This is a genomic window from Arthrobacter sp. SLBN-112 (assembly GCF_006715225.1).
Lineage (GTDB): Bacteria > Actinomycetota > Actinomycetes > Actinomycetales > Micrococcaceae > Arthrobacter.
The window spans coordinates 3,642,469-3,658,739 of record NZ_VFMU01000001.1 but is presented as its reverse complement, the minus strand read 5'-3'; the positions used below and the strand labels follow the sequence as shown (position 1 = coordinate 3,658,739).

General features: G+C 65.3%; 14 protein-coding genes, 1 tRNA gene and 1 pseudogene. 9 read left to right on the top strand and 7 right to left on the bottom strand.

Annotated elements, in window-relative coordinates; translation table 11 throughout:
• Positions 1 to 2 precede the first annotated feature (2 nt).
• The 4 genes from FBY33_RS16835 to aceE all read right to left on the bottom strand — a co-directional run bounded on the left by FBY33_RS16835 (position 3) and on the right by aceE (position 6,258).
• The gene (locus FBY33_RS16835) at positions 3 to 1,064 is read right to left on the bottom strand and encodes a beta-ketoacyl-ACP synthase III (protein WP_142031528.1); all 1,062 of its coding nucleotides are present in this window, start codon (positions 1,062 to 1,064) and stop codon (positions 3 to 5) included.
• A complete protein-coding gene (locus tag FBY33_RS16830; protein WP_200831412.1) occupies positions 1,061 to 1,990 on the bottom strand; it encodes an ACP S-malonyltransferase in 930 nt (309 codons plus the stop codon). The genes FBY33_RS16835 and FBY33_RS16830 overlap by 4 nt, the downstream gene beginning before the upstream one ends.
• Before the next feature lie 88 nt (positions 1,991 to 2,078).
• Entirely contained in the window at positions 2,079 to 3,323 is a 1,245-nt protein-coding gene (locus tag FBY33_RS16825; RefSeq protein ID WP_142031526.1) for a PucR family transcriptional regulator, read from the bottom strand.
• 193 nt (positions 3,324 to 3,516) lie between these two features.
• Positions 3,517 to 6,258, bottom strand: coding sequence for a pyruvate dehydrogenase (acetyl-transferring), homodimeric type (gene aceE / locus FBY33_RS16820; protein WP_142031525.1), 2,742 nt, complete (start codon positions 6,256 to 6,258; stop codon positions 3,517 to 3,519).
• Positions 6,259 to 6,685: 427 nt separating this feature from the next.
• Between aceE and FBY33_RS16815 the strand changes: the two genes are divergently transcribed.
• The 8 genes and pseudogenes from FBY33_RS16815 to FBY33_RS16780 all read left to right on the top strand — a co-directional run bounded on the left by FBY33_RS16815 (position 6,686) and on the right by FBY33_RS16780 (position 12,208).
• Positions 6,686 to 7,105: a DUF3052 domain-containing protein gene (locus FBY33_RS16815; RefSeq protein WP_142031524.1), complete on the top strand. Its 420-nt coding sequence runs from the start codon at positions 6,686 to 6,688 to the stop codon at positions 7,103 to 7,105.
• The gene (locus FBY33_RS16810; RefSeq protein WP_142031523.1) at positions 7,102 to 7,596 is read left to right on the top strand and encodes a peroxiredoxin; all 495 of its coding nucleotides are present in this window, start codon (positions 7,102 to 7,104) and stop codon (positions 7,594 to 7,596) included. The genes FBY33_RS16815 and FBY33_RS16810 overlap by 4 nt, the downstream gene beginning before the upstream one ends.
• Positions 7,597 to 7,609: 13 nt before the next feature.
• Positions 7,610 to 8,530, top strand: a complete 921-nt coding sequence (locus tag FBY33_RS16805) for an NAD-dependent protein deacetylase (protein WP_142031522.1) — start codon at positions 7,610 to 7,612, stop codon at positions 8,528 to 8,530.
• A gap of 104 nt (positions 8,531 to 8,634) precedes the next feature.
• Positions 8,635 to 8,710: transfer RNA gene (locus FBY33_RS16800), tRNA-Val, on the top strand.
• 99 nt (positions 8,711 to 8,809) lie between these two features.
• Positions 8,810 to 9,100 carry a hypothetical protein gene (locus FBY33_RS16795; RefSeq protein ID WP_200831411.1) on the top strand — a complete coding sequence of 97 codons (291 nt, stop codon included), beginning with the start codon at positions 8,810 to 8,812 and terminating at the stop codon, positions 9,098 to 9,100.
• Positions 9,101 to 9,437: 337 nt separating this feature from the next.
• Positions 9,438 to 10,367, top strand: coding sequence for an NAD(P)-dependent oxidoreductase (locus FBY33_RS16790; RefSeq protein ID WP_142031521.1), 930 nt, complete (start codon positions 9,438 to 9,440; stop codon positions 10,365 to 10,367).
• Positions 10,364 to 11,134 carry an SDR family oxidoreductase gene (locus FBY33_RS16785; protein WP_142031520.1) on the top strand — a complete coding sequence of 257 codons (771 nt, stop codon included), beginning with the start codon at positions 10,364 to 10,366 and terminating at the stop codon, positions 11,132 to 11,134. The genes FBY33_RS16790 and FBY33_RS16785 overlap by 4 nt, the downstream gene beginning before the upstream one ends.
• Positions 11,134 to 12,208: pseudogene (locus FBY33_RS16780) on the top strand (L-idonate 5-dehydrogenase). Before FBY33_RS16785 ends, FBY33_RS16780 begins: the two are co-directional and overlap by 1 nt.
• Here FBY33_RS16780 and FBY33_RS16775 read toward each other — a convergent pair.
• Positions 12,209 to 12,934, bottom strand: a complete 726-nt coding sequence (locus tag FBY33_RS16775; RefSeq protein ID WP_142031519.1) for a FadR/GntR family transcriptional regulator — start codon at positions 12,932 to 12,934, stop codon at positions 12,209 to 12,211.
• 231 nt (positions 12,935 to 13,165) lie between these two features.
• Between FBY33_RS16775 and gndA the strand changes: the two genes are divergently transcribed.
• Positions 13,166 to 14,602, top strand: a complete 1,437-nt coding sequence (gene gndA, locus FBY33_RS16770; RefSeq protein WP_142031518.1) for an NADP-dependent phosphogluconate dehydrogenase — start codon at positions 13,166 to 13,168, stop codon at positions 14,600 to 14,602.
• Between the two features lie 106 nt (positions 14,603 to 14,708).
• Here gndA and epsC read toward each other — a convergent pair whose 3' ends face one another.
• Together epsC and cysK are read right to left on the bottom strand one after the other, a co-directional pair.
• Positions 14,709 to 15,293 carry a serine O-acetyltransferase EpsC gene (epsC, locus tag FBY33_RS16765; RefSeq protein WP_142031517.1) on the bottom strand — a complete coding sequence of 195 codons (585 nt, stop codon included), beginning with the start codon at positions 15,291 to 15,293 and terminating at the stop codon, positions 14,709 to 14,711.
• Between the two features lie 39 nt (positions 15,294 to 15,332).
• On the bottom strand, positions 15,333 to 16,268 hold the full coding sequence (gene cysK, locus FBY33_RS16760) for a cysteine synthase A (RefSeq protein WP_056336829.1): 936 nt from the start codon (positions 16,266 to 16,268) through the stop codon (positions 15,333 to 15,335).
• Positions 16,269 to 16,271: the final 3 nt, after the last annotated feature.

The following is a 16,271-nucleotide window of genomic DNA, read 5'->3' as shown; positions in this document are numbered from 1 at the left end:
ATCTAGGGAAGGACAATTACCTGTGCGCCGAAGACCAGCCCGGCACCGAAACCGATCTGCAGGGCCAACCCGCCGCTCAGTTCCGGGTTCTCCTGCAGGAGCCGGTGCGTTGCCAGCGGGATGGAAGCAGCGGAGGTGTTGCCGGCCTCGGCAATGTCCCGTGCCACTGTAACCGTCTCGGGCAGCTTCAGCTTCTTCACCATCTCGTCGATGATGCGCATGTTGGCCTGGTGGGGGATGAAGGCAACCAGGTCTTCAGCCTCAATACCGGCAGCATCGAGTGCCTGCTGGGCCACCTTGGCCATTTCCCACACGGCCCAGCGGAACACCGTCTGGCCGTCCTGCCGCAAGGTGGGATACAGCTCCTGGGCCTCTTCCAGGAGGGCTAGGTCGCCGGTGGAGTCGGACTGCCGGGCGGCGAGGCCGAGATCCCGGACGTCAAGCAGGGAGCGGGTCATGCCGATGGCGTCCCACTTGCTGCCGTCGGAGCCCCATACAGACGGGGCGATGCCGGGAGTGTCGGAGGGGCCGATAACGACGGCGCCGGCACCGTCACCGAGCAGGAAGGAGATGGTGCGCTCCCGGTTGTCGATGACATCGGACAGCTTTTCGGCACCAACCACCAGGACATACTTTGCGGTGCCGGAACGGACCAGGGCGTCGCCCTGTGCAATTCCGTAGCAGTAACCGGCGCAGGCGGCGGAAATATCAAAGGCAGGAGCGGGCGTGGCGCCGATCCGGTCGGCCAGGCTGGCAGCGGCGGAAGGGGTGGCGTACGGGTGGGTCACGGTGGAGACAATGACCGCGCCGAGCTCTGAGGCCTCAATACCGGCCTTCGCCATGGCTTCCCGGGCAGCGCCCTCCGCCATGTCGATAACGCTGACGTCGGCGGCTGCACGGTGGCGGGTGACGATGCCGGTGCGCTGGCGGATCCACTCGTCCGAGGAATCGATCCACTGGCAGACATCCTCATTGGTGACGATGACGTCGGGCCGGTAGGCGCCCAGTCCCAGGATGCGGCTGTGCTCCTGGATCGGAGTCTGTTTCAGCGTGGGAACGCTCATGCGTTGCCCTCCAGTTCTGCAAAAAGTGCCAGTGCGGCGGAGAGATCATCGGGGGTCTTGACCGCGACGGTCTTGACGCCGGGCATGCCGCGCTTTGCCAGCCCGGCCAGCGTGCCGGCGGGGGCGAGTTCAATCACGCCGGTAACACCGCGGCTGACCATGGTTTCCATGCAGAGGTCCCACCGGACCGGCCGGGACACCTGGGCAATCAGGCTTTCGACGGCGGCATCGCCGTCGGTGACTTCACCGCCGTCGAAGTTCGACAGCAGGGGCACCTTGGGCGCCACCGGGTTCAGCTGCGGCTTCAATTTCTCCAGCGCACTGGCCGCGGGCGACATGTGGCGGGTGTGGAAGGCGCCAGCCACCTTGAGCGGGATGACGCGGGCCTTGGCGGGCGGGTTGTCGGCCAGGGCCTTCAACTGGTCAAAGGTTCCGGCCGCGACTGTCTGCCCGGCACCATTGACATTGGCAGGAGCGGCGCCGGCGGCCTCGATGGCAGCCAGCACCTCGGCGGGGTCGCCGCCCACGACGGCGCTCATGCCGGTGGGGGTGACGGCAGCCGCGGCAGCCATGCTGTTGGCACGTTCGCGGACGAAGGTCATGGCTTCCTGCTCCGTCAGCACTCCGGCAAGGGCGGACGCAGTAATCTCACCCACGGAGTGGCCCGCGAGGATCACGGGCAGGGAGTTGAGCTCGACGTCGAAGAGGGAAGCGGCGGTGACCAGGCCCGCGGCAACGATCAGGGGCTGCGCCACGGCAGTGTCCTTGATGGTTTCCTCATCGGAGGTGGTCCCATGGGCTATCAGGTCGATGCCTGCGATGTCACTCAGGGAGGCCAGCTGGCCTGCCACCGAGGGAAGTTCCAGCCAGGGGGCCAGAAAACCCGGGGTCTGTGAGCCCTGTCCAGGGCAGACTATTGCAAGCACGTAACCAGCTTTCCAAATTACTGTGTGATCCAGCGGTGTTTCACCGCACCAAGCTCACGGGGTCAGGTTGTAGGAAGTCTACAATGCCTCAGGACTGGTTACGGGACGCCTGCCGCTCCGTGGCGGCCTTCGGCGGGGCCGAGAGGCGGCCCACCACCAGCGCGGCCTGAAGCACGAATGCCTCCCTCGGCAGCAGCGGGTCCCAGCCTGTGACGTCGCAGACCCGCTTCAACCGGTACCGCACGGTGTTGGCGTGGACGAAGAGTTCCCGCGCCGTGGCCTCAAGCGAATGCCCCAGTTCCAAATAGGTTCCAAGCGTTTCCACCAGGCCGTTGGATGCGGCCAGGAGCGGCCGGTAAATGTTCTTCACGAGCGAGCGGCGCGCCGCGTCATCACCGGAAATAACCCGCTCCGGCAGCAGGTCGTCGGCGGCGACGGGCCGGGGGGCGGAGGGCCAGGCACGGGCTGCCGTCAGTCCGGCAAAGGCTGACTGCGCAGAACTGCTGGCCTCCAGCAGCGAACTGGCTTCGGCCCCATACACCACGGGGCCGGGGGCGAACATGTCGCTCAGCTTCACATACGCCGTTTCGCGGTCCTGCACGCCGCCAAGGATGAGGATCAGGCGGTCGCCCTGGATCCCCACCAGTGCATCCTCCGCGTAGCGCCCGGCCATCCGCCTCAGTTCGCTGACATAGCTGGCACTGGGTTCGGACGGCGAATTCCCCACCATCACGGTGAACCGCTCCTGTGCTTTCCAGCCAAGCGCTGCGATGCGTGAGCGCAAGGCGTCCGTGTTTTCGCCCCGCAGGATCGCGTCAACAATCAATGCCTCCAGGCGAGTATCCCAGGAACCGCGGGATTCAGCAGCGCGTGCATACACGTCCGCGGCGGCAAAGGCGACTTCCCGCGAGTACCGCAGGACGGCCTCGCGCAGGGATGGTTGGTCGGCTTCGGGCGCGATGACCGGTACCTGGTCTTCCACCACCTCCACCACGATCCTGATCAGCTGCAACGCCTTCTGAAGGCTGATCGAACGGGTCAGCTCCGTTGGCGCCGTCCCAAATACATCCGTGAGGATCCACGACGGCGAGCTCGGCCGCTCATACCAGGTCACGAAGGCGGCGATGCCGTTCTGCGCCACCATGCCCAGCGCCGACCGCTCATCAGCGCTGAGCCGGCTGTACCAGGGCAGCGACTGCTCCAGCTTGCGCATGGTGCTGGTGGAGAGCTGGCCGACGTTTGCGCGGAGCTGCTTGAGGGTTTCGGACTTCTCCGGCGTGACCTTCGGCGGGGTCGGTTTCCGCTTGGCAGACGGGCTGGCTGGTGCTGGCATTCTTTGAGCATACGGCCACGGCCGAGCAAGCTCCATTTGTGCGAAGGCTACAATCCGCCTTGTCGCGGATCACAACCGGTTCTGCCCCTCCGGTGCCACCCGTCCCGGACAGGACGACGGCGGCCCCCACCAGATGTGTGGAGGCCGCCGTCGTGTGATGCTGCTGGGTGGATCCGCTGTACAGCCGGAAGGCCTAGGCTTCGCCTCCGGCATTGCCGGTGGTGCCGGCGTTGACGTTGAGCAGCTTGTACTTCTCGATCGCCTTGACCGGGGCATCGACGTCCACCTCGCCGCGGCGCGCCAGCATTTCAAGGGCGCGCACCACGATGGAGTGGGTGTCGTTTTTGAAGTAGCGGCGGGCTGCTGCGCGGGTGTCGGAGAAGCCGAAGCCGTCGGCGCCGAGGGTGGCGAATTCGTTGGGGACGAATTGGCGGATCTGGTCGGGCACGGCTTTCATGTAGTCGGATACGGCGACGATGGGGCCGGTGGCGCCTTCGAGTTGTTGGGTGACGAAGGGGGTGCGGGCGGGTTGGCCGGGGTTGAGGAAGGCTTCTTCTTCGGCGGCGAGTCCGTCGCGGCGCAGTTCGTTCCAGGAGGTGACGGACCAGATGTCGGCGGAGACGTTCCAGTCATCGGCGAGGATGCGTTGGGCGTCGATGGCCCAGGGCACGGAGACGCCGGAGGCGAGGATCTGGGTGCGGGGACCGTCGATCTTTGCCGGGGCGAGGAGGTAGATGCCCTTGATGACGCCTTCGACGTCGAGGTTTTCCGGTTCTGCGGGTTGGACGATGGGTTCGTTGTACACGGTGAGGTAGTACATGACGTTCTTCTCGTCCGAGTCCGGCCCGTACATGCGTTCGAGGCCGGAGCGCATGATGTGCCCGATTTCGTAGCCGTAGGCGGGGTCGTAGGTGATGACGGCGGGGTTGGTGGAGGCCAGCAGGGGGGAGTGGCCGTCGGCGTGCTGGAGGCCTTCGCCGGTGAGGGTGGTCCGTCCTGCGGTGGCGCCGATGATGAAGCCGCGGGTCATTTGGTCCGCTGCTGCCCAGAAGGCGTCGCCGGTGCGCTGGAAGCCGAACATGGAGTAGAACACGTAGACCGGGACCAGGGGCACGCCGTGGGTGGCGTAGGAGGTCCCGGCGGCGGTGAAGGCTGCCACGGCGCCGGCTTCGTTGATGCCGGGGTGGATCAGTTGCCCGGCGGGGGATTCCTTGTAGGCCAGGACCAGGTCGCGGTCCACGGAGAGGTAGTTCTGGCCCTTGGGGTTGTAGATCTTCGCGGTGGGGAAGAACGCATCCATGCCGAAGGTACGGGCTTCGTCGGGGATGATCGGGGCGATGTGCTTGCCGAAGTTCTTATCCCGCATCAGGTCCTTGAGGAGCCGGACGAAGGCCATGGTGGTGGCGGCCTGCTGCTTGCCGGATCCGCGCTTGGCCACCTCGTAGGACTTCGCGTCCGGCAACGCGATTTCGGCGTGGGTGTTCCGGCGCTCCGGGACGGACCCGCCGAGGGCGGCACGGCGTTCCATCATGTACTTGATTTCCGGGGCGTCGTTACCGGGGTGGTAGTACGGCGGCCGGTACGCGTCGTTTTCGATCTGTTCGTCGGTGACGGGGATCCGGAGGTGGTCGCGGAACTTCTTCAGGTCATCCTGGGTCAGTTTCTTCATCTGGTGGGTCGCGTTGCGGCCCTCGAAGTGCGGGCCCAGCCCGTAGCCCTTGACGGTGTGGGCGAGGATGACGGTGGGTTTGCCCTTGAATTCGGTGGCGGCCTTGTAGGCGGCGTAGACCTTGCGGTAGTCGTGGCCGCCGCGTTTGAGGTTCCAGATCTGGTCATCGGTGAGGTCCGCGACGAGGTCTTTGGTCTGCGGGGTCTTGCCGAAGAAGTGTTCGCGGACGAACCCGCCGGATTCGGCTTTGTAGGTCTGGTAGTCCCCGTCGACGGTCTCGTTCATGATCTTCACCAGGGACCCGTCGGTGTCGCGGGTGAGCAGGTCATCCCACTCCCGGCCCCAGACGACCTTGATCACGTTCCAGCCCGCGCCGCGGAAGAACGCTTCGAGTTCCTGCATGATCTTGCCGTTGCCCCGTACCGGGCCGTCCAGGCGCTGGAGGTTGCAGTTGATCACGAAGTTCAGGTTGTCCAGGTTCTCGTTCGCGGCGAGCTGGAGCAGGCCGCGGGACTCGGGCTCGTCCATTTCGCCGTCGCCCAGGAACGCCCAGACCTGCTGGTCGGACGTGTCTTTCAGGCCGCGGTTGTGCAGGTACCGGTTGTTCTGGGCCTGGTAGATCGCGTTCATCGGGCCGATGCCCATGGACACGGTGGGGAATTCCCAGAAGTGCGGCATCAGGCGCGGGTGCGGGTAGGAGGACAGGGCATGGCCTTCACGGGACTTTTCCTGCCGGAACCCGTCCAGGTCCTCCTCGGACAGGCGTCCTTCCATGAACGCCCGGGCGTACATGCCGGGGGAGGCGTGGCCCTGGAAGAAGACCTGGTCCCCGCCGCCGGGGTGGTCCTTGCCGCGGAAGAAGTGGTTGAACCCAACCTCGTACAGGGTCGCGGCCCCGGCGTAGGTGGAGATGTGCCCGCCGACCCCGATATCGGGCCGCTGCGCCCGGTGGACCATGACCGCGGCGTTCCACCGCATGTACGCACGGTACCGGCGCTCGTACTCCTCGTTGCCCGGGAACTGGGCTTCCTGGTCCACCGGGATCGTGTTCACGTAATCAGTGGTGGTCACCATCGGCACCCCGACGCTCTGCGCGCCCGCGCGCTGCAGCAGGCTCCGCATGATGTATTGGGCACGCTCGGTGCCCTGTTCCCTGATCAACGCATCCAGGGACTCAACCCACTCGGCAGTCTCTTCCGGATCACGATCAGGCAGCTGGTTAGTCAACCCGCTGAGGATATGGGAGGTATCTTCTCCTGCAGCCACGTCCAACCTCTCTTTGCGCGCATGAATCGGCGCACTCAGGCCAGGCAGGGTGACTGCCCGGCGTACATACGCCGTGTGCGACGTATCGGTTACAACAGCCCGGGCATGTGTGCCGGGCAGCTTCCTAGCGCTCCTATGTCTGCACGGAGTCACAAGGTTGTCGTCCCGCAGCCATAGTTGTCATCAGCCACTCTAGCCCTGACCGCTGCACGATGCGTAGCTGCGGGCCAGGTGCTGCAGTTGTATTTCGTTCGTCATACTGGTTGGGTGGCAAAAAGCCCCTTCCACCGGGATGCCGCAGCCGGATGTGACGCAGAATATGCGCAGTCCCGGGGGCGGCAGCTTGAAGCGCAGGCACAAAGGGTGTTGGCTTGGGGGTAATGGAAATCACTATGCGCACCGCATATATGAGGTATTGGAGGAACACGTGAGCGAGGCCGACGCCGCCACTTCGGTAAATGTGGCGGAAAAATTGGGTTTCAAAAACGGGGATCTGATTCAGGAGTTCGGTTACGACGGTGATGTCGATTTCGACTTGCGTGACGATATTGAGGACCTCACCGGTTCCGAGTTGCTGGACGAGGACGATCATGAGGTAGCGGACGCCGTCATCCTCTGGTGGCGCGACGGCGACGGAGACTTGGTGGACAGCCTGATGGATTCCCTCACTACCCTTAGCGAAACCGGCGTTGTCTGGGTCCTTACCCCCAAGTCGGGCAGGGACGGATACGTTTCGCCCGCGGACATCCAGGAAGCCGCACCTACCGCCGGCCTGCACGTCACCACATCAGCGGGAGTGTCAAAGGACTGGAGTGCAACCCGCCTGGTCAGCAGGAAGAACAAATGACGGCAGCGGTTGAGGCCGCCTCTGCAGTTGTTCCTGCGCTGGGGGCACCAGCCCCTGACTTTGAGCTTGCCAACCAGTACGGCGAGCCGGTGAAGCTGTCATCCTTCCGGGGCCAAAACGTTGCGCTGGTCTTCTATCCGTTTGCGTTCTCCGGGATCTGTACCGGCGAGTTGTGCGAGATACGGGACAACCTGGCCACATTCGAGGATTCGAACGCAGTGGTCCTGGCGGTGTCGGTGGACAGCAAGTTCAGCGTCCGTGCCTATGCGGCACAGGAAGGCTATACTTTCGACCTCCTTGCCGACTTCTGGCCGCACGGAGCCGTGGCCAGCGCCTACGGTGTGTTTGACGCCGACAGCGGCATGGCCAAGCGGGCCACCTTCATCATCGACACTGACGGCAGGATCCGCTACAGCGTTGTGAATCCCCGCGGCCAAGCCCGGGACTTTGGCGAATACCGCGCTGCCCTGGCGGGTTTGAAGCAGGACTGACAGGGCTGGGCAGATGGCGGAGCAGCGGCGGGGGACGGGCCTTACCGGCTTTGCAAGCATGCCGCCGGTAGCCCCTGTTCCGCCCTCAGGCGATGACCTGGAAGTTCTCGCCAGGATCCGCGAGCTTCTTGCCGGCGCCCCCTTCGCGCTGCTGACAGGTGCCGGGCTGAGCACCGACTCCGGCATCCCGGATTACCGTGGCCCGGACTCGCCGCCCCGGCGGCCCATGACCTACCAGGAGTTTGTCCGGGACGCGGGAAACAGGCGGCGGTACTGGGCCAGGAACCATATTGGGTGGTCCCATATGCGGCACGCGGACCCGAACCAGGGGCACTATTCGGCGGCGGAGCTGGAACGCCGCGGTTACCTGACAGGCCTGATCACCCAGAACGTTGACCGCCTGCACCAGGACGCGGGCAGCTCCAACGTCGTGGACCTCCACGGCCGGTATGACCAGGTGATATGCCTGGACTGCGGGCGCACCTACACCCGGCGCCTCCTGGCCGGTGTCTTTGAGGAACTCAACCCCGGATTCCTGGAACGGGCAGCGGCCTCCGGGCTGGTGGAAATGGCCCCGGACGCTGACGCTACCGTGGAGGACCAGGCCCTTATCGGCAGCTTCGTGGTGCCGGTTTGTCCTGCCTGCGGCGGGACCCTGAAGCCGGACTTTGTGTACTTCGGGGAAAACGTGCCCAAGGACCGGGTGGAACGTTCCTACGCCATGGTGGACCGGGCGGCTGCGCTGGTAGTGGCCGGCTCATCCCTGACGGTCATGAGCGGCCTTCGGTTCGTGCGGCACGCCGCCAAGGAGTCCAAGCCGGTAGTGATCATCAACCGCGGCACCACGCGGGGTGATGACAAGGCGACCATCAAGCTCGAAACCGGCGTCAGCCAGGCGCTGGGGTACCTGGCCGCTGAACTTCCCTCCCTGTAGTGCCGCCCGAACCGGTTCGGGGCGCGGATTCGCGTTTCAGGGCCACTGTCGGGTAGAGTTTATGTTCGTTGGTTGCGGCGTTACCGCCGGAAACCGCGCGTTTTGGGTCTTTAGCTCAGCTGGTAGAGCGCCACGTTTACACCGTGGATGTCATCGGTTCGATCCCGGTAGGACCCACCAAAACACACCCCGCTGTCCCAGCCTTTCCGGCATGGACGGCGGGGTTTTTTGTTGGGCACCTCCTGCCCCATTGTCGGACCCCTGCCATAGCTTTCAGGCATGGAACACGTCATTGTGCACACAGACAGCAACGGCATGCCGACGGCGGTGTTGAGCGGGGGCAGGGAATGGTCAGTGGGTGCCGAGCCGGTCAGATGGTTCGAGCGCATCAACTGGTGGGAAACCAGCCGCCGGATGCCGAAGGGCAACAGCGGTGTGGATGTCGAGGTCCTGCAGCTGCAGGTGAGGCTTGGTAGAAACAGCAATTCAGCTTTGACCACCCTGTACCTCCAGCGCGATGGACTGGGCGGGGGCTGGCGGCTCAGGGAAACGGCGGCGGGTGCGGCCTGACCAACCGCAGATGGGCTGCTTTCCCGGGCATCCTGCTTTGGAGCCTGCTGTTTTCCGGCAGTGGAAAACCCTCCACCGCGACTATTGGGGGATGCCGCGGTGGAGGGCCTGGGATGAATATACCGTGAACTGCCGGAAACAAAAAGTCATGCGACTGAATCGGACCGCCGCAGTCCGTCGTAAACGCTGAGCGCGAGCGGCCAGCGGGCAGCTGCAGGAGCTGCCGGCAATAAGTGAATGGCAAGGCGCCGGGAATGAGAGAGTACCGTCCACCATGCTGAATTTCTACTAGTATATTGAACAAACCGTTTCGGGCACGATGAGGTGAGGGCTGGGCATGGAGGACAAACGGGCAGGCTTCGTTGGTTTGGGGCTGATGGGCAACCTTATGGCGATCAATGCCATCAGCGCGGGATGGCAGATCAGCGGCTGGAACCGGTCCCCGGACGCGCTCAGCCGGCTGCAGAACCTCGGCGGTGTTGCCGTGGCGCGGATCGCAGACATGCGCGACCTTCCCACCATCGTTTTCATGCTGCCCGACCTGTCTTACATAGAGGAAGCGGCACGCGGCCTCCTGGAGAGCTGGGAACAGAATCCGCCGGCACCGCATACTGTCCTGCTGGTCATGAGCAGCGTCTCGCCCACCGGCGTTCAGGAGTTCGGCCGCCGCGTCCGGGAGATCAGCGCCGGCAACGCGCAGGTGGTGGATGCGCCCGTCAGTGGAGGCACCAAGGGCGCCGCGGACGGCACGCTGGCGATCATGGCTGGCGCCGATGACGAAGAGGCGTTCCACCGTGTGGAGCCCCTGCTGAGGTCCATGGGCACCACGGTGCGTCACCTTGGCCCCCTCGGCGCAGGGTCGCTTGCCAAGGCCTGCAACCAGTTGGTGGTGGGTACCACGACGGCGGCGCTTGCCGAAGCTGCCGAACTTGCCGAACGTTCCGGGCTGGACCCGGCGGCACTTTTCGAAGTCCTGGCCGGGGGCCTTGCTGCCAGCAGGGTCCTTGACATCGTCGGCCCGCGCCTCGCTGCCAAGGACTACGCCCCCACCGGACCGGCAAAATTCATGCACAAGGATCTTTCCTTTGTGCTGGCCGCTGCAGGGGCGGTGGGCGCGGTGACCCCCATGGCGGCCGCCGGCGTCGAACTCTACGCGGAGCTTAAGCGCCAGGGCCTCGGCGACCAGGACCTCGCGGTGGTCCGCCAGGCAATTTCCAACCTCAGTCACGGAGCTGCGCAAGCGGCGGAAGGAACCGTTGCACCATGAGTTCGATGTTTGACCTAACCGGAAAGGTTGCCCTTGTCACGGGTTCAAGCCGGGGGATTGGTAACGCGTTGGCCAGGGCCTTGGCCGACGCCGGCGCAACAGTTGTGCTGAACGGCGTCAATGAGGAGCGGCTCAAGGCTGCCGCCTCGGTGATGGCTGCGGACCTCGCACCCGGGCAGGTGCACAGCGTTGCCTTTGATGTCACTGACGATGCCGCGGCTGCCCATGGTGTGGCGTGGGTGGAGGAGCATGTGGGTCCGTTGGAGATTCTGGTGAACAATGCCGGGATCCAGCACCGGGTGCCCATGTTGGAGTTGGACGTGAAGGATTGGGAGCGGGTGATTTCCACGGACCTGACCAGTGCTTTCCTGGTGGGCCGGGAGGCGGCCCGGTTCATGATTCCGCGCGGGCACGGGAAGATCATCAACATATGCTCGGTGCAGACAGACCTGGCCCGGCCCACGATCGCACCTTATGTTGCGGCGAAGGGCGGGCTGCGGAACCTTACCCGGGCCATGACCGCGGAGTGGGCGGGCTCCGGTTTGCAGATCAACGGGATCGCGCCGGGCTACATCCATACCGAGATGACGCAGAACCTGGTGGACGACGAGCAGTTCAACTCCTGGATCCTGGGCCGCACCCCGGCGAACCGGTGGGGGACCGTGCAGGACCTTGCCGGGCCGGCGGTGTGGCTTGCCTCGTCCGGGTCGGACTTCGTGAACGGGCAGACGATCTTTATCGACGGCGGAATGACGGTGGTGGTCTGATGACACTAGAGACAGCACTGCCCAATCCGGCCCTTCCCGTCTCCGGGCCGGCGGTGGTGGCCCACGCCAAGGGCGATCTGCGGATCGATGAATTGACCCTGACCGCTCCGGCCGCTGATGAGGCCGTGATCGAGGTGCACTATGGCGGGATCTGCGGTTCGGATCTGCATTACTGGCTGCACGGCGCGGCAGGGGAGTCCATCCTGAAGGCACCGTTGGTGCTGGGCCACGAGATTTCCGGGACTGTGGTCCGTGCCGCTGCTGACGGTACCGGCCCCGGAGCGGGTATTCCGGTGGCAGTCCACCCGGCCACCCCGGGTCCGGGCGCTGCCCGGTACCCGTTGGACCGGCCCAACCTGTCGCCGGGCTGCACCTACCTGGGCAGCGCTGCAAGGTTCCCGCACAAGGACGGTGCGTTCAGCCGGTACGTGAACCTGCCCACCCGGATGCTCCGGCTCCTGCCGGACGGCATCGACCTGCGCACCGCGGCGCTGATCGAGCCCGCCTCCGTGGCCTGGCACGCGGTGGCCCGGGCCGGGGACGTAGCCGGAAAGTCGGCCCTGGTGATTGGGAGCGGCCCGATCGGCGCCCTGGCCGTCGCGGTCCTGAAACGGGCCGGCGCCAGCCGCATCACCGCCGTCGACATGCATACCAAGCCGCTGGAGATTGCCCAAGCCGTGGGAGCGGACCAGGTGATCACCGCCGGCGACGCGGAGGCGATCGCCGCGGTGGAGGCCGACGTCGTGATTGAATCCTCCGGCAACCACCACGGCCTGGCCTCGGCCATCCAAGGCGCGGCCCGCGGCGGCGCCGTGGTGATGGTGGGGCTGCTGCCCACCGGGCCCCAGCCGGTACTGATCTCCCTGGCCATCACCCGCGAACTCGAGCTCAAGGGTTCGTTCCGGTTCAACGACGAAATCGATGATGTCATCGCCGCCCTCGCCGACGGCTCGCTCCACCTCGACCCCGTCATCACCCACGAATACCCGGGTCGGGGACGCGCTGGAAGCCTTTGCCATGGCCCGGAACTCCGCCGAATCCGGCAAAGTCCTCCTCAGCTTCGGCGGCAGCTGATCACTGTCGAACAGGGATAAAGACCCGGGGCTGCTCCGTCCAGGTGTCGGCCATCTGCGACATGGTCCGCCGCATGATCCGGTCTGAGGCCTCACGTGCCGACGCGGCATCGCCGCTGGCAATCGCCTGCGCCACGTCCTCGTGCCACTGGAGGGCGGCCTGGTGCGGGTGGTCCGGCATCAGACCATGGACGGTGCGACCCGTCAGGGTCTCGGCCACCTGTCCCATGAGGTTGGCGAACATCTCGTTGCCGGAACCGGAAAGCAGCAGGGAGTGGAACCGGATGTCCAGTTCCAGGAAGCGCGCAACCTCACCGTTGTTGCCGGCCTCGCGCATGGCACGCGCAACGTCCACGAGCTCCATCCGCAGCGCGGCCGGGGCATTCTGGGCGGCCAGTTCGGCGGCTGCGGGTTCCACCGCAGCGCGCAGTTCGGCGAGGGAACGCAGCTGGGCTCCGCGGGCGCCGCTTGCAAGCCGCCACCGGATGACCTGCGGATCGAAAGGATTCCAGCGGCTTGCCGGCAACACCCGGATGCCCACCCGCTTGGTGGTTTCCACCAGGCCAAGTGACTGCAGGACCCGCACGGCTTCCCGGATCACGGAGCGGGAAACCTTCAGTTCATCCTCCAGCTGCTCGGCGAGCATGATGTGGCCGGCAGGGAGATCCCCCGAGATAATGCGGGTGCCAAGGTTATCGATGGCACGGTGGTGGAGGCTGCTGGTCATGCTGCTAAGCCTAGTTGCTGGCACACGCCTGGTTTCGCCTGTACCGCTGCCGGCGGGCTATCGGAGGGCCCAGTCCTAAAATGGCACCGACACAATAGATTCCATTACGCCGCCGTTACTTTCGCGTCACCGCGAGAATATATATGCTTTATTCCGACCCCCTGATACGTCCCGGCGTCTTCCCGCCTGTGGAAGCCGGCCCCCGGGGCTAACAAAGAATTGGAGTTATTGATGTCTGCACACATCGGTGTCACCGGCCTCGCCGTCATGGGCGCCAACCTTGCCCGCAACCTTGCCCGCAACGGGTTCACCGTTGCCCTGCACAACAGGTCGGTGGAGAAGACGCACGCGCTGCTGGAGAAGCACGGCTCCGAAGGAGACTTCATCCGGACCGAAACCCTCCAGGAACTGGTGGACTCCCTGGAGAAGCCCCGCCGGGTGCTCATCATGGTCAAGGCCGGCAAGCCCGTGGATTCGGTGATCGAGCAGCTCGAGCCGCTGCTGGAGCCGGGCGACATCATCATCGATGCCGGCAACTCCCACTACGAGGACACCCGCCGCCGCGAAGCCGCGCTGGCCAAAAAGGACCTGCACTTCGTGGGCGTCGGCGTGTCCGGCGGCGAAGAGGGTGCACTGAACGGTCCCTCCATCATGCCCGGCGGCTCCAAGGAGTCCTATAAGGCCCTCGGCCCGCTGCTGGAAAAGATCTCCGCAAAGGTCGACGGCGAGCCCTGCTGTGCCTGGATCGGCACCGACGGCGCGGGCCACTTCGTCAAGATGGTCCACAACGGCATCGAATACGCCGACATGCAGGTCATTGGCGAGGCTTTCGACCTGCTCCGCTCCGGCGCCGGCATCGAGCCCGCGGAGCAGGCAAAAATCTTCTCCGACTGGAACCAGGGCGAGCTGTCCTCCTTCCTGATCGAGATCTCCGCCGAGGTCCTGGGCCATGTGGACGCCAGGACCGGCAAGCCGTTCGTCGACGTCGTCGTCGACGCCGCCGGCCAGAAGGGCACGGGCCGCTGGACCGTCATCTCGGCCCTGGAACTGGGCTCGCCGGTCTCCGGCATCGCCGAATCCGTCTTCGCCCGGGCCCTCTCTTCCCAGGCTGAGCAGCGCAAGCTGGGCCAGGAACTGCTGGCAGGCAACGAGGCCGACGTCGAGATCCCCGAAACCTTCGTTGAGGATGTGCGCCAGGCGCTCTACGCCTCCAAGCTGGTCTCCTACGCCCAGGGCCTGGACATGCTGACCTCGGCAGCCAGGGAATACGGCTGGGAGCTGAAGCTGGACGAGATCGCCTCCCTGTGGCGCGCCGGCTGCATCATCCGTGCCGAGCTCCTCAAGGACATCACCAAGGCGTACGCCGCGGACGGGAAGCCGGCAAACCTGCTGTTCGCCCCGGCGTTCACCAAGGCCATCGCCGACGCCTTGCCGGCATGGCGCCGCGTTGTTGCCACCGCGGTCCAGCTCGGCATCCCGGTGCCGGTGTTCTCCTCATCGCTGGCGTACTACGACGGCCTGCGCCGCAAGCGCGTGGCGGCCGCCCTGATCCAGGGACAGCGCGACCTGTTCGGTGCCCACACTTACGGCCGCATCGACACCGAGGGAACCTTCCACACCCTCTGGGGCGAGGACAAGTCCGAAATTGAAGCGGTGGACACGCACTAGCACCTGCCGCCACGCAACAAAGGCGGGCAGTTTCCCCGGTTACCCGGGAAACTGCCCGCCTTTTGCTGTCATGCCTGCTGGACGGCCTCAGGCCTGTTCAGCCCAGTTAGAGATGGTATTCGATCTCGTACTCGGCCGGGTCCACGGCGGGTTTGGTTTCCCGCTGCGCGTCCCGGTGCCTCCATTTGGCAGGAACACCGGTAAGGATCGATTCCGGCGGCGCGTCCTTGACCACGACGGCGTTGGCGCCCACGGCACTGTCCCGGCCGATGGTGATGGGCCCCAGGATCTTCGCGCCCGCGCCGATGGTGACCCGGTCCCCGATGGTGGGGTGGCGCTTGATCCTGGCCAATGAACGCCCGCCAAGGGTCACGCCGTGGTAGATCATCACATCCTCGCCGATCTCGGCTGTCTCACCGATCACCACCCCCATGCCATGGTCGATGAAGAACCTCCGGCCGATGGTGGCACCGGGATGGATCTCAATGCCGGTCCAGGAGCGGCCCAGCTGGGACAACAGGCGCGCCGGAAACCGCAGTGACGGGTTTTGCCACATGCGGTGCGTCAGCCGGTGGATCCAGATGGCGTGAAGGCCGGAATAGGCGAAAAAGTTCTCAAAAGAACCTCGAGCCGCCGGGTCGTGGGACCGGGCGGCGTCGAGGTCTTCTTTCAGTCTTGCGAAAAAGCCCACAAAGTTCTTTCTACAGGAAACGGGCGGACGGCGGTCTGATCAGCCGCGGATGTCGTCATAGAGCACGGTGGAGATGTAACGCTCACCGAAGTCGCACACGACCGCCACGATCAGCTTCCCGGCGTTTTCCGGGCGCTTGGCCAGTTCCAGCGCGGCCCAGACGATTGCTCCGGAGGAGATGCCGCCCAGGATGCCTTCCTTGATGCCGAGCTCGCGGGCCACGCGGACCGAGTCCTCAAGGGTGGCGTCGATGACCTCGTCGTAAACGTTGGTGTCCAGCAGTTCCGGGATGAAGTTGGCGCCCAGTCCCTGGATCTTGTGCGGGCCGGGGGCGCCGCCGTTCAGGATGGGGGAGTCCTTGGGCTCCACGGCCACAATCTGCACGCCGGGCTTGCGTTCCTTCAGCACCTGTCCGACGCCGGTGATGGTTCCGCCGGTGCCGATGCCTGCAACGAAGATGTCCACGGCGCCGTCGGTGTCTTCCCAGACTTCCTCCGCGGTGGTCCTGCGGTGGATCTCCGGGTTGGCTTCGTTGGCGAACTGCTGGGCCCAGATGGAGTTCTCCGTGTTGGCCACGATCTCCTGGGCCTTTTCCACGGCACCGCGCATGCCCTCGGAGCCCGGGGTGAGGACGATCTCGGCACCGAAGGCGCGCAGCATGACCCGGCGCTCGGTGGACATGGTCTCGGGCATGGTGAGGATGACCTTGTACCCGCGAGCGGCACCCACCATGGCCAGGGCGATGCCCGTGTTGCCGGAAGTGCCTTCGACGATGGTGCCGCCGGGCTTGAGGGCACCTGACTTCTCCGCGGCGTCGATGATGGCAACACCGATGCGGTCCTTGACGCTGTTGGCCGGGTTGTAGAACTCCAGCTTCACGGCAACGGTGGCGTCCAGCCCCTCGCTGAGCCGGTTCAGCCGGACCAGCGGGGTCCCGCCCACCAGTTGCGTCACATCGTCATAGATCCGTGCCATGTA